The organism is Streptomyces montanus (assembly GCF_005786655.1).
Lineage (GTDB): Bacteria > Actinomycetota > Actinomycetes > Streptomycetales > Streptomycetaceae > Streptomyces > Streptomyces sporangiiformans.
In genome coordinates, this window is sequence record NZ_VBZC01000022.1 from 109,482 (window position 1) to 122,371 (window position 12,890).

The following is a 12,890-nucleotide window of genomic DNA, read 5'->3' on the forward strand; positions in this document are numbered from 1 at the left end:
CAACCCCCCGCCAACCGTAGGAGAACCATGAACCCGCTGAAACGGCTCGGCCGTCGCCGAGCCTCGGTGTTATCCCTGCTGGCCATGGCCGCCCTGGTGACGCCAGAGGCCGCGACCGCCGCGCCCGACGCGCCCGACGCCGCCCGGGCCGCGACCACCGCGCCCGACGCCGCCCGGGCCTCCACACTCGGCGCCCAAGCGGCCCAGTCCGGACGGTACTTCGGGACCGCGGTGGCCGCCGGAAGGCTCGGCGACGGCACGTACACAGGGATCCTGGGCCGCGAGTTCAACTCGGTCACACCCGAGAACGAAATGAAATGGGACGCGACCGAGCGATCCCGCGGGCAGTTCACCTTCGGTCCCGCCGACCAGATCGTCAACGGCGCGACGGCCCGCGGTCAGCGCGTCCGCGGCCACACCCTGGTCTGGCACTCCCAGCTGCCCGGCTGGGTCAGCTCCATCAGGGACGCGAACACGCTGCGCGGCGTGATGAACAACCACATCACCACGGTGATGAACCGCTACAAGGGCCGGATCCACTCCTGGGACGTGGTCAACGAGGCCTTCGCCGACGGCGGCAGCGGCCAGCTGCGCAGCTCGGTCTTCCGGGACGTGCTGGGCAACGGCTTCCTCGAGCAGGCCTTCCGCACCGCGCGCTCCGCCGACCCGGCGGCGAAGCTCTGCTACAACGACTACAACATCGAGAACTGGAACGACGCCAAAACTCAGGGCGTCTACCGCATGGTGCGCGACTTCAAAGCGCGCGGCGTGCCCATCGACTGCGTCGGCCTCCAGGCCCACTTCGGCGCCGGCGGCCCGCCCGCCAGCTTCCAGACGACGCTGTCGAACTTCGCCGCCCTCGGCGTGGACGTCCAGATCACCGAGCTGGACATCGCACAGGCACCGCCGAACGCGTACGCCAACACCGTCAGGTCCTGCATGAACGTGGCGCGCTGCACCGGCATCACCGTCTGGGGCATCCGCGACAGCGACTCCTGGCGCGCCGGGGAGAACCCGCTGCTGTTCGACCGCAACGGCAACAAGAAACCGGCCTACCAAGCAACGCTGTCGGCACTGGGCGGCACCGCTGCGACACAGCAGGCCACCGCCCGTTCGCCCCGGTCCGCCGCCGCGCCGGCCGCGCTGCCCTCCCGCTTCTCCTGGAGCTCCAGCGGCACGCTGATCTCACCGAAGTCGGACGCCACCCACAACATCGCGGGCATCAAGGATCCGACGGTCGTCCAGTACAACGGCAAGTACCACGTGTTCGCCAGTACCGCCAGCTCCTCCGGGTACAACCTGGTGTATCTGAACTTCAGCGACTGGTCCCAGGCCGGCTCGGCCACGCACCACTACCTGGACCGCAGCGCCATCGGGCGCGGGTACCGGGCCGCGCCGCAGGTCTTCTACTACGCGCCGCAACGCCTGTGGTACCTCGTGTACCAGACCGGCAACGCCTCGTACTCCACCAACCCCGACATCAGCAACCCGAACGGGTGGAGCGCACCACGCAACTTCTACTCGTCGATGCCCGACATCATCAGGCAGAACATCGGCAACGGCTACTGGGTCGACATGTGGGTGATCTGCGACAGCGCCAACTGCTACCTGTTCTCCTCCGACGACAACGGACACCTGTACCGCTCGCAGACGACGGTCGGCCAGTTCCCGAACGGCTTCACCAACACCGTCATCGCCGCCCGGGACTCCAAATACGCCCTCTTCGAAGCGAGCAACGTGTACAAGGTGCAGGGCTCCAACCAGTACCTGCTCCTCGTCGAGGCCATCGGATCGGACGGCCGGCGTTACTTCCGCTCCTGGACCTCAGGCAGCCTCGCCGGCTCCTGGACTCCCCTGGCCGCGTCCGAGAGCAACCCGTTCGCGCGGGCCAACAACGTCACCTTCCCCTCGGGAGCCTGGACGAGGGACGTCAGCCACGGCGAGATGATCCGTGCCGGCTACGACCAGACACTGACCATTCCCGCCTGCCGGCTCCAGTACCTGTACCAGGGCATGAACCCCAACGCGGGCGGCGATTACAACACCCTCCCGTGGCGGCTCGGCCTTCTCACCCAGACCAACTCCACCTGCTGACCGATCTCAGGCCCTCGGCTCACGCCGGGGGCCTGTCCCTCATGGGACGACGCAGCCACGTGCGTCCGGTGCGGGCGCCGTGGCCGGCCGGTACCGTCTGCGGCGCTCGACGGTACCGGCCACCCCTGGTCAGTGCGTCTTGTCGTAGGCCTGCTGGTAGATCTGCAGGAAGCGCTTCAGCCCGAGCTGGTCGAGGTTCTTGAGGTACGAGTCCCAGTCGGAGTCGAGGGACTTCTTCCCGGTGATGAACTGCACCGCGCTCTGCTGCACGAAGGTGCCGATGTTCGTCTGGAGCGTGGCGAGTTCGCCTGCCCGCGAAGGGTCGATCCACGCCTCCCCGTAAGGGAACGCGGTCGACGACTTGGACTCGTGTCCCTCGTAGAGCTTCGTGGCTTCGAAGAGCCGACGCTCCCATCCGTCCACCGTCTTGGGGTCCTTGGCCACCGCTTGCGTGTTGCGGAACTGCGCGGTGTTGTTGTACTGCGTCAGCGCCCCCCAGTTGCCGTTGGCGGGTGCGGTCCCGCGCTTGTACCTCGCCTTCACGCTGTCGTCGAGTGCGATGTCCTTCGGGCCGGGCCTGGCCCACCCTGGGCCCTCCGGGCCGAACATGCCGTTGAGCTCACCCTCCTCGCTGAAGATGTAGTTCAGCATCTTGATCGCCTGGATCTGCTTGGTCTGCGAGGCCTTGGTCGTGAGGACGAAGGTCGCTCCGGGCACCGACGACGAGGCAAGCGTCGCGTAGCTCTTGCCCTCCGGGCCGGTCAGCGGAGGCAGCGCGTCGTACTGCAGGTCGCGGCCGTCCTTCTGGCCCCCAGTGACGGCGATCTGCGGGTGCATCACCGTCGCCGAGCCCAGGATCACTCCACCCGCGTGGTCGCCCAGCTTCATCAGGGCTTCCGCGTTCTGAGTGAAGACGCTGCTGTCGATCAGACCTTCGTCGTAGAGCGACTTGATGTACCTCAGGCCCTCGCGCCAGCCCTCCTTGTTCGCCTGGATGTCGGCCTTACCGTCGTTCAGGACCAGGGTGGGGTTGGTGTCGGGGGCGGAGTTGCCGGTCGGGGTGTCGATGAACGCGTTCATCAGGTACGGGATGATCGTGTCCCCGGTGTCCCCGCTCAGCGGAACCTCGTCGGCCTTGCCGTTTCCGTTGGGGTCCTTCGTCTTGAAGGCGCTCAGTACGTCGCGGAACTCGTCCGTGGTCGTCGGCGGCTTCAGCCCCAGCTTCTTCAGCCACGCGCCGTTCATCCACAGCTTGGCCGGGTACGAGCAGTGGAAGCAGTCGACCCACTGGGGCAATCCGTAGATCTTGCCGTCGGGTGCGGTGGCCATCCGCTTGTATGCGGGGACATCGGCGAATGCCTTCTTGATGTTGGGGCCGTACTGGTCGATCAACTGGTTCAGCGGCTGGATGACGCCCTGGGTGGACAGCTTGAGGAGCTCCGTCTGGCTGAACTGGTCGACCCAGGGAATCAGCAGGTACAGGTCGGGCAGGTCACCGCTGGCCAGCGAGATCTGGCGCTTCTCCTTGGCCGGGCCGCCGTCCTGGGTGGTCGTCTGCCAGTTGATGGTGATGTTGAACTTCTGCTTGATCAGCTGGGTGAACTTGTTGGTCTTGAGGTTCTGGTCCGCGGCCTGGGGAGCGAAGACGTTGAGGGTGACCGGCGGGTTCCCGGTGATCTTGGGGAGCGGCTTGGACGTGTCGTTGTCGCCGGACGAACCACTGGTGCAGGCCGCCAGGGTCGCGAGCAGCGTCCCGGCGACCGCCACTCTGGTGAGTGGACGCGAACGAGGCATGGGGAAGTCCCTTCTGGTGACGGGGCGGGATGGCAAGCGGGGAGGTGAGGGGCGAGCGTGGAGAAGGCGGGGTCTGCTCAGCCCTTGATCGCGCCGATCATGATTCCCTTGGTGAAGTAGCGCGCGACGAAGGGATAGATGAGCAGGACGGGCACACTCGCGATGACGATCAGGGAGTACTTGAGCAGGTCCGCGAGCTGCTGGCGTTCCAGCATCTGGGCGGCATCCGTCATGCCGCTGGGGCTGGTGTTGAGGATGAGGATGTTCCGCAGCACCAGCTGGATCGGGTAGAGGTCGGCGTCCTTGAGGTAGAGCAGGGCGTCGAAGTAGGAGTTCCACTGGGTGATGGCGTACATCAGCGCCACCACGGCGATCATCGGTTTGGCCAGGGGCAGGGCGACCTTCCACAGAAAGCGCAGGTCCCCGCAGCCGTCGAGTTGCGCGGCCTCGTACAACTCGTCCGGGATCATGGTGCGGAAGTAGGTACTGGCGATGACGACCTGCCAGACGCCGATGGCCTGCGGGATGACCAGTGCCCAGCGGGTGTTGATCATGCCGAGTTCCTGGACCACCAGATAGGTGGGGATCAACCCGCCGGAGAACAGCATGGTGAAGATCACCACTCCCATGACCGGGCCGCGCCCGAACAGGCTCTTGCGAGAAAGGGGGTAGGCGAGGGCGATGGTGAAGGTGACGCTGACGAGGGTGCCGACGACGGTATAGAAGAGCGAGTTGAGGAATCCAGTGACGATCTGCGGGCTGCTGAGGGCGACTTCGTAGCCTCGCAGGGAGAACTCGACCGGCCAGAACAGCACCCGCCCGGACGAGACGGCGATCGGGTCGCTGAAGGAACTGGCGACGATGTTCAGCAGCGGAAGAAGAACGACAGCCAGGAACGTGCACAGCAGCAGGTAGGTGCAGAACAGGAACATCCGGTCGACCCGGGTCTCCTGGATCCCCCGGCTACCCCGCCGTCGGAGCGGGAGCGGACGCGAAGAGCCCGGACCCCGGCGTGTGCCGGGTAGTGTCGGGAGGTCATGGTTCTCCGGGCCGGCAACCGCTGTGATCTGTGACCGGCTCATGACCACACCCCGCTTCCGGTGAGCCGTTTGGCGACGAAGTTCACGAAGACCAACAGGACCAGATTGACCACCGAGTTGAGCAGGCCGATGGCGGTCGCCTGGCTGAAGTCGGCGTTGAGGAGGCCGGTCTTGTAGACGTAGGTGGCGATGATCTCCGAGGCGCTGAGGTTCATCGGGTTCTGCAGCAGGAAGGCCTTCTCGAAGCCGATGGCCATGATGTTGCCGACGGCGAGGACGAGGATGATCACGGCGACCGGCATGATGCTCGGCAGGTCGACATGCCAGATCTTCTGCAGCCTCGTGGCCCCGTCGACGCGTGCCGCCTCGTACAGCGACTGATCGACACCGGAGAGGGCGGCCAAGTAGATCACGGCCGAGTAACCCGCGGTCTGCCAGATGTCCGACCAGACGTAGATGTGCCGGAAGTAGTCCGGATTCGCCAGCAGGTCCGCCTTGTCGACGCCGAAGAAGCCCGTGACATGGCTGATGAGACCTGTTTGGGGAGACAGGATCATGATCGTCATCGAGACGACGACCACGGTGGAGATGAAATACGGCGCGTACGTCACCATCTGCACAGTCCGCTTGAAGATCCCCTGCCGGATCTCGTTCAGCGCCAGCGCCAGGATGATCGGCACCGGGAAGCTTGCGATCACCGCGTAGAACGACAGCAGGAAGGTGTTCTTCACCAGCTGCCAGAAGACCGGGTTGCCGAATATCTGCTGGAAGTTGCGCGGGCCCACCCAGTCGCTTCCCCAGACGCCCTTGATGATGTTGTAGTCCTTGAAGGCGATGACCGCGTTGGCCATGGGGACGTACTTGAAGATCGCCAGGTGGACGAGCGGCACCATCAGCAGCAGGTAGAGCGTCCAATGCCGGGTGACGCTGCGCCGGGCCCTGCGCCGCATGCTCACCTTCGGCACGCGGAGCGGCGTCGCCGCGCTGTTCTGGGACATCGCTAGGCTCCAGAGGCCGGGCGGCGCACACGGGCCGGGCGGCAAGCGCGCCGCGGCGGCCCTGCCGGCGGATGGGTCCAACTGCGCATTGCTGTGTCTCCTTGCTGGCCGTGCGGGGAGGGGCGCTGACGACGGTCACCCTGCGGGCGGATTCGTAGTCCGTGCATGGCGCCGTCCACGGCGAGGTCCGTACCGGTGGTGGAGCCGGACAGTGAGCTCGCGAGGTAGGCGATGGCCGCGGCCACCTCGTCGGCGGTGACCAGGCGCCCCATGGGTTGGCGGGCGTTGAGGGCGGCGCTTTCGGCCCCGGGATCGGCGGCGCGCTCCAGCAGGCGCCCGATCCACGGAGTGTCAGCGGTGCTGGGGGTTGACCCAGTCGACGCGGGATCCGGAGCGTAAGAGGTCGGCGGCGCTCGCCCGGGTGAGGGAGAGGACGGCGCCCTTGGTCGCCGAGTACAGCGTCGCGGCGGCCATGTGGATGGCGCCCTTCTCCGGTGCCAGCCAGCGCAGTTGGCTGGCACCGGTCAGCCTCCGGGAGAAGCCGCCGAGGTCGCCCAGGACCTCCTCCACGGGCGGTCCCACCACCAGCGGGGCCAGGGCCCGTACGGCGGTGACTTCGACATCGTTGCCGCGTCCCACGGTGAAAGCCAGGCCGTGCCCCTTGTCGCCGCCGCTCGTACGGATCGTCACATAGGCGGCGGAGTAGTCGGGTTCGGCGCTGATCGGTTCAGTCAGCGTGCCCGGCCATCCCGGCCCGGGGCCGCTGCGTCGGTTCGGGGTCATGGCAACCACCTGTCGTCATGCGTCAATGGCATGTCCCTGCAGAACAACAGGCCTTCGGACATGGGATGGATTTTAAAGGTCGACCGAATGGCTGTGTCCATACCTGCGACAGGAATTTATGCACGTGACCTCGACTACCTGCTGGTTAAACCGTTTCACTGGCCGTGTCAGCCGTAGGCCAGCCATCCCACATCTCCGAAGACATGGGATGTATCGCTGCGCTGCCTCTGCGCACGGACTAGGTGTGCTGTCCGGGGACGTTGGTGACAGGCGACACGCGTTGAGTGGTCCTTGAACGGGGCGAGGGCCTCTGGGTTCGGTATCCGATCAGCACACCTGGGCGTGACGAAGACGCCGCGGACCTCGGTCAGGCGAAAGGCGCGGATCTGGCTGCGGACGACATGAGGCCCCCTCGGGCGTCAACTCCGGGTCAGATCCCATGCGCTGCGGCTGATTCGGTCTAGCGCGACGCGGGCAGCAACGACGGCCGGGTGATCGTGGCTGCCAGTGCGGGTAGCGATGAGGACGCGCCGAGCGTTCGGCGGCGTCAGGCCGGTAAGTGTCACTGTAGGAGCGTGGACGCCCCAGGCAAGTTTGGGTAGGAATCCGACCGCCTGCCCGGCTTCGATCAATCGCACATGGAAGGTGAGGTCGGTCGACTGGTAGCGAACGTGGGGTTCAAAGCCGGCTTGGCGACAGACAGCGCTGGCCCAGCGCCTGGCGGCATTGCCCTCGGGTTCCATGACCCAAGGCAGGTGTGCGAGAGCTGCGAGTTGCGGCGGCTCGCCGTCCGGTGGGGTGGCTAGAAGAAGGGGATCCTCGAGGAGAAGCTGAGTATGCAGGCCGGTCAGAGCCGACGGCGGCTCTCCCGGGTACTCCTCGGCGATGACCAGGTCGAATTCGTGCGCGACAAGCGCCCGCAGCGGTGTGCGTTCGTTCTCTTGATGCACGTGGACGCGAAGCTGCGGATGCTCGCGCTGAAGCAGCTCTACGGCAGGTAGGACCAGAGTCTTGGCAGCAGTCTGAAAGGTTGCAATCCGCAGGTCCCCCTCGAGCACGGTTTTAGCCCGCGCGATATCGGCCTCAGCCTGCTCGAGCCGGTCCAAGATCACCTCGATATGCCCGACCAGCATCTCCGCCGCGGGCGTCAGACGGACCCGACGTCCCATAGGTTCCAGGAGCGGGACGCCCACCTCGGCCTCCAGCTGCGAAAGCTGCGATGAGATGGTCGAAGGACTGTACGAGAGGGCCGAAGCCACAGCTGCAAGGGTGCCGCGGTGCTTGAGTTCGCGCAGCAACCGAAGCCGGTGAAGGTCGTACATCACGCACCAATCGCCGCCCGTGACCACCGATTCGTCGCCTGAGATGGCCAATCGTACGCGAAAAGATTTACTGCCCCGCATTGAGGCACCGCGAGACCGCCTCGTCTTGCGGCACGTCCAACGAGACCGTGAGCCGTGGTCAACCTTCGTTTGCGCAGGCGAACCGGTGGATCACATCGCGCACGGTGTCCTCGCCACCGTGCCCCCACCGGTCGAATGAACGTCACCGCACATCCAGCCGCCACGACCACCACCCTGGCGAACCTACGCGGTCACAGCACTGGATACGGCTTCTTCCCAGTTGATTCGTCGAAAATATCGATGAGTGCGCATCGATAACGACGACTGGACCGGACAATCGGGGGCGCCTAGCATTCCAGAACCGCGAGAATCGGCCACCCCGAGATCTGCGGTACGGCCGCCGCAGCCCGCGGCAGATCGGTATCGGTCGTCGGTCTCCCCACGCTGTCGTCGCTGCCTGCCGGCCCGCCCGCCCGCCCGCCGCAGGCCGATCAGATATCCCGCCATGCAATTTCGGAGAGGCCATGACACCACCCCGTGCACGTCGGCGCGTACGCCGCCATCCTGCTCGCCTGTCACTACTGCTGGGAGTGGTCATGCTCTCGATCGCACTGCTCGGCGTCGTGGCAGTGGGCGCTCCGACGTACGCGGCTGGTGATCGGACCGTGCAGGGAACGTTGCGCAACTCTGCCGACAACAACGCACCGGTCGCCGGGGTGAAGATCAATGTCCAGACCAGTACGGGGAAAACCTACACGGGCGCCAGCAACGACCAAGGCCGGTTCGCGATCACTGTGCCCGGCAGCGACTCGGGCACCCTGGCCGTCATCTTGGACACCAAAACGCTTCCCGATGCTGTGCAGATCCGCGACGGAGCGTCGAACACCTTGCGGCCAACGGGCACCTTGAGCACGATCACCGTCAACTTCCCCCTCGGTCCCGATACGCGCCAAGTGTCGACGGTGTGGGACCAGGTCCCCCAACTGCTCTACAACGGCCTGCTGTTCGGCCTGGTGCTGTCATTGGGGGCTCTTGGCCTGTCCATGGTGTTCGGCACGACGGGACTGTCGAACTTCTCCCACGGCGAGCTGGTGACCTTCGGGGCATTCGCCACCTATCTCGGCAACCGGGTCGTAGGGCTGCCCATCGCGGTCGCGGTGGCGGTGGCGGTGGCGCTGTCGGCACTGTTCGGCTTCCTGAACGAAAAGGGTTTGTGGAGTCCACTCAGACGCCGCGGAACGGGACTGATCGCCATGATGATCGTCTCGATCGGTCTGCAGTTCCTTCTCCGGAACGTCTACCAGTACTTCTCAGGTGGCCGCGCCCTGACCTACCGCGAATACGTCACGCCCGCCGGCCGAGACGCCTTCGGCTTGTTCACCTATACCAATCGAGATGTTGTCATCATCTCGATCAGTGGGCTTGCGCTCGTCGCGGTCACTCTTGCTCTGCAGTACACCCGGCTCGGTCGCGCCACGCGCGCGGTGTCGGACAATCCGGCCCTGGCCTCTGCGACGGGGATCAACGTCGGTCGTGTCATAACCACGGTGTGGATCGCGGGCACCGCGCTGGCGGGACTGAGCGGGGCGTTCTTGGGATTCTCCCAATCGGTGACCTACCAACTGGGAGCGCAGGTACTGCTGTTGGTCTTCGCCGCTACCTGCGTCGGAGGTCTGGGATCAGTCTGGGGCGCGATGATCGGCTCGATCATCATCGGGCTGTTCGTGGAGACCTCGACCTTGGTCATCCCATCTGAACTCAAGTTCGCAGGCGCGATGGTTCTGCTGGTGCTGGTCCTGCTCGTCCGACCACAAGGCCTGCTCGGCCGCGCCGAGAGGATCGGGTGAGGACATGGACATCATCGGCGCCGTCACCGGGGCACTGCACGACGGCTTCGGCTATCTGGCCGTCTCGTTCTGCTTGGCTGCGATCGGTCTGAACATTCAGTTCGGCTACGCCGGGCTGGTCAACTTCGGTCAGGCCGCCTTCTTGTCGGTAGGCGGTTACATCATGGGCGCGGCGGTCGCCACAAGCGGGATTCCCACCGTCCTCGCGATCCTGCTCGCGATCGCCTTCACCGTGGCGTTGGCGCTGATATTGGGTATCCCTACCCTGCGTCTTCGGGCGGATTACCTGGCGATCGTCACCATCGCGGCGGCAGAGATCCTACGACTTGTGTTCGGGACGTCGTTCCGGACGTACTTTCACGGCAAGGACGGTGTGACCGGCTTTACCGCCGGGTTCCGAAGCCTCAACCCGCTGCCGAACTACGACGGTTTCTTCCTGACCTACAGCCGGGAGGAGCTGTGGACAATCATGGTCGGCTGGGGCCTGGTCATCATGATCAGTCTGCTCACCTGGGCCCTGATGCGATCACCGTGGGGAAGAGTTCTCCGGGGCATCCGTGAAGACGAGGATGCGATGCGGTCTCTGGGCAAGAACGCCTACGGCTACAAGATCCAGGCCCTCATCCTCGGTGGAGTGGTCGGATGCGCCGGAGGCTTCGTGGGCGCGTTCGGGGCCGCTTCGGTCCAGGCCGACACGTTCAACCTGGACTTCACCTTCATCGCCTTGACCATGCTCATCCTCGGTGGCGCCGCTCGGATCCTTGGTCCGGTCGTCGGCGCGGTGATGTTCTGGGCGATCCTGTCGTTCCTCGGATCGGTCTTGACGCAGTTGGCGGGCTACCCGGTCGTGGCGCGGTTCATGAACGCCGACCAAGCATCAACCATCCGCCTGATGTTGGTCGGATTGGCGCTGATGCTGCTGATGATCTACCGGCCGCAAGGCATCTTCGGTGATCGAAGGGAGATCGCGCTCGATGCCCACTGACAACTTTCCCACTGACAACTTCCCCACTGACCACCTCTCCTCGGGCACCGCACCCAAGGACGTCTCCGCTGCCGGTGATACGTCCCAGCCAAGGGTTCCCGACCCCGGCGCCGGGGAGAACAAGTCGATGCGCGAGTGCCGGACCGCTTTGCAATTGGTGCCGCATGAGCCTGGCGCTGCCAAACCCGACCCCGTTGTGGTCGTGAACGGAATCCGCCGCACCTTCGGAGGCCTCACCGCGGTCGACGTGGAACATCTCGAAATCCAACGCGGGGTCATCACCGCCTTGATCGGACCCAACGGTGCAGGCAAGACCACGTTCTTCAACCTGCTCACCGGCTTCGATCAACCCGATGCCGGTTCCTGGTCCTTCGACGGGACACCGCTCAGAGGCAAGGCAGCCTACAAAGTGGCGCGGCTCGGCATGGTCCGGACCTTCCAGCTGACCAGAGTGCTCTCGAAACTGACAGTACTGGAGAACATGCGGATGGGCGCCACTGGTCAGCGTGGCGAACGCTTGTGGGCCGCCGCACTCCCCGCCCTGTGGCGGGCGCAGGAACGAGACATCACCGACCGGGCCCGAGACCTGCTCAAGCGGTTCAAGCTCGACGCCAAGGAGGAAGACTTCGCCGGGTCCCTGTCAGGCGGCCAGAGAAAGCTGCTCGAGATGGCGCGAGCGCTCATGGTCGAACCGAAGCTGGTCATGCTCGACGAACCCATGGCCGGCGTCAACCCGGCGCTGAAGCAGTCCCTGCTCGGGCACGTGAAGTCGCTGCGGGATCAGGGAATGAGCGTCCTGTTCGTCGAACACGACATGGACATGGTGCGAGAGATCTCCGACTGGGTGGTCGTCATGGCCCAGGGCAAGGTAATCGCCGAGGGACCCCCCACATCCATCATGTCCGACGAACGCGTCATCGACGCCTACCTCGGAGCTCACCACGACACCGACATCAGCGAGCTCGAACGCGTAATCCAGGTCGAGAACGCGCACGACCACGCCGAGCAGAGGGTCGACCGGGAGGTCCCGAGATGACGTCTGCCCATCACGGCCCATCGGACGTCCAGGTCACCGATCAGGGCGAGATCGTGGCTGAAGCCGATCCCAACGCCCCAAAGATCGACGAGGCAGCCCGGACAAGGCATCTGCAGGCGGCGGAGGGAGCAACCCTTCGCGCCGACAATCTGATCGCCGGGTACCTCCCCGGAGTCAACATCTTGAATGGCGCTGATCTGTACTGCCAACCCGGCGAGTTGGTCGGCATCATCGGACCCAACGGCGCCGGCAAGTCGACACTGCTCAAAGCACTCTTCGGGCTGGTCAAGGTCACCACCGGGACGGTTCGTCTGCGGGGCGAGGAGGTCACGAACCAGCGCGCCGACGCACTGGTATCCCAAGGGATCGGCTTCGTACCGCAAACCAACAACATTTTCCCCTCGCTCACCATCGAGGAAAACCTGCAGATGGGGTGCTATCAGTCCCCCAAGAAGTTCGCCCCCCGGTTTGCGTTCGTGACCGATCTGTTCCCTGCGCTGGGCAGGCGCCGCAAGCAGCGGGCCGGACAATTGTCAGGCGGTGAGCGGCAGATGGTAGCCATGGGCCGGGCTCTGATGATGGAACCCTCCGTGTTGTTGCTCGACGAACCCTCAGCGGGCCTGTCCCCGGTGATGCAGGACGAGGTGTTCGTCCAGACCCGAGCCATCAACCGCACCGGCGTATCCGTCGTCATGGTCGAGCAGAACGCACGCCGCTGCCTGCAGATCTGCGACCGCGGGTACGTCCTCGACCAAGGACGCAACGCCTACACCGGGTCCGGACAGTCGCTGGCCCGTGACCCCAGGGTGATCGAGCTGTATCTCGGCACCTTGGCCAAGGCCGCCCAGGCAGACAGCACACCTGCCGGCAAGCGGAACTAGGACCACGACCACACATATGTGCCGGTCGAATCCTCCCATCGCGTCCACTCCTGACACCCGCCACGGCACGGTCGTGCACCACACCGATA

9 protein-coding genes and 2 pseudogenes are annotated in these 12,890 nt (G+C 65.2%); 5 read left to right on the forward strand and 6 right to left on the reverse strand.

Annotation, left to right across the window (positions count from 1 at the left end):
- Positions 1-27: 27 nt before the first annotated feature.
- A complete protein-coding gene (locus FE633_RS21260) occupies positions 28-2,094 on the forward strand; it encodes a glycoside hydrolase (RefSeq protein WP_138046742.1) in 2,067 nt (688 codons plus the stop codon).
- 129 nt (positions 2,095-2,223) lie between these two features.
- Here the strand turns inward: FE633_RS21260 and FE633_RS21265 are convergent, their stop codons facing one another.
- The 6 genes and pseudogenes from FE633_RS21265 to FE633_RS21285 all read right to left on the reverse strand — a co-directional run bounded on the left by FE633_RS21265 (position 2,224) and on the right by FE633_RS21285 (position 8,031).
- A complete protein-coding gene (locus FE633_RS21265) occupies positions 2,224-3,888 on the reverse strand; it encodes a type 2 periplasmic-binding domain-containing protein (RefSeq protein WP_138046743.1) in 1,665 nt (554 codons plus the stop codon).
- Between the two features lie 77 nt (positions 3,889-3,965).
- Complete coding sequence (locus FE633_RS21270) at positions 3,966-4,820, reverse strand: carbohydrate ABC transporter permease (protein ID WP_138046744.1); 855 nt, start codon at positions 4,818-4,820, stop codon at positions 3,966-3,968.
- Positions 4,821-4,966: 146 nt separating this feature from the next.
- The gene (locus FE633_RS21275) at positions 4,967-5,926 is read right to left on the reverse strand and encodes an ABC transporter permease (RefSeq protein ID WP_138046745.1); all 960 of its coding nucleotides are present in this window, start codon (positions 5,924-5,926) and stop codon (positions 4,967-4,969) included.
- A gap of 137 nt (positions 5,927-6,063) precedes the next feature.
- Positions 6,064-6,385: pseudogene (locus FE633_RS21280) on the reverse strand (SDR family oxidoreductase); the annotation flags it as partial.
- Positions 6,374-6,643: pseudogene (locus tag FE633_RS49810) on the reverse strand (fuconate dehydratase); the annotation flags it as partial. The pseudogenes FE633_RS49810 and FE633_RS21280, both read right to left, overlap by 12 nt.
- Positions 6,644-7,128: 485 nt before the next feature.
- Positions 7,129-8,031 (reverse strand): LysR substrate-binding domain-containing protein, encoded by a 903-nt coding sequence (locus FE633_RS21285; protein ID WP_138046772.1) that lies wholly within the window; start codon positions 8,029-8,031, stop codon positions 7,129-7,131.
- A gap of 617 nt (positions 8,032-8,648) precedes the next feature.
- Between FE633_RS21285 and FE633_RS21290 the strand changes: the two genes are divergently transcribed.
- The 4 genes from FE633_RS21290 to FE633_RS21305 are packed head-to-tail and all read left to right on the forward strand — an operon-like array spanning position 8,649 to position 12,801.
- Positions 8,649-9,899, forward strand: coding sequence for a branched-chain amino acid ABC transporter permease (locus FE633_RS21290; RefSeq protein WP_171060058.1), 1,251 nt, complete (start codon positions 8,649-8,651; stop codon positions 9,897-9,899).
- 4 nt (positions 9,900-9,903) lie between these two features.
- Positions 9,904-10,884 carry a branched-chain amino acid ABC transporter permease gene (locus FE633_RS21295; RefSeq protein ID WP_138046747.1) on the forward strand — a complete coding sequence of 327 codons (981 nt, stop codon included), beginning with the start codon at positions 9,904-9,906 and terminating at the stop codon, positions 10,882-10,884.
- Complete coding sequence (locus tag FE633_RS21300; RefSeq protein WP_138046748.1) at positions 10,874-11,920, forward strand: ABC transporter ATP-binding protein; 1,047 nt, start codon at positions 10,874-10,876, stop codon at positions 11,918-11,920. The genes FE633_RS21295 and FE633_RS21300 overlap by 11 nt, the downstream gene beginning before the upstream one ends.
- Complete coding sequence (locus FE633_RS21305) at positions 11,917-12,801, forward strand: ABC transporter ATP-binding protein (protein ID WP_138046749.1); 885 nt, start codon at positions 11,917-11,919, stop codon at positions 12,799-12,801. The genes FE633_RS21300 and FE633_RS21305 overlap by 4 nt, the downstream gene beginning before the upstream one ends.
- Positions 12,802-12,890 lie beyond the last annotated feature (89 nt).

Bases quoted from the DNA above. Each gene is read 5' to 3' on its own strand.
- FE633_RS21260 (WP_138046742.1), top strand. From the start codon at position 28: ATGAACCCGCTGAAACGGCTCGGCCGTCGCCGAGCCTCGGTGTTATCC.
- FE633_RS21265 (WP_138046743.1), bottom strand. From the start codon at position 3,888: ATGCCTCGTTCGCGTCCACTCACCAGAGTGGCGGTCGCCGGGACGCTG.
- FE633_RS21270 (WP_138046744.1), bottom strand. From the start codon at position 4,820: ATGTTCCTGTTCTGCACCTACCTGCTGCTGTGCACGTTCCTGGCTGTC.
- FE633_RS21275 (WP_138046745.1), bottom strand. From the start codon at position 5,926: ATGTCCCAGAACAGCGCGGCGACGCCGCTCCGCGTGCCGAAGGTGAGC.
- FE633_RS21285 (WP_138046772.1), bottom strand. From the start codon at position 8,031: ATGTACGACCTTCACCGGCTTCGGTTGCTGCGCGAACTCAAGCACCGC.
- FE633_RS21290 (WP_171060058.1), top strand. From the start codon at position 8,649: ATGCTCTCGATCGCACTGCTCGGCGTCGTGGCAGTGGGCGCTCCGACG.
- FE633_RS21295 (WP_138046747.1), top strand. From the start codon at position 9,904: ATGGACATCATCGGCGCCGTCACCGGGGCACTGCACGACGGCTTCGGC.
- FE633_RS21300 (WP_138046748.1), top strand. From the start codon at position 10,874: ATGCCCACTGACAACTTTCCCACTGACAACTTCCCCACTGACCACCTC.
- FE633_RS21305 (WP_138046749.1), top strand. From the start codon at position 11,917: ATGACGTCTGCCCATCACGGCCCATCGGACGTCCAGGTCACCGATCAG.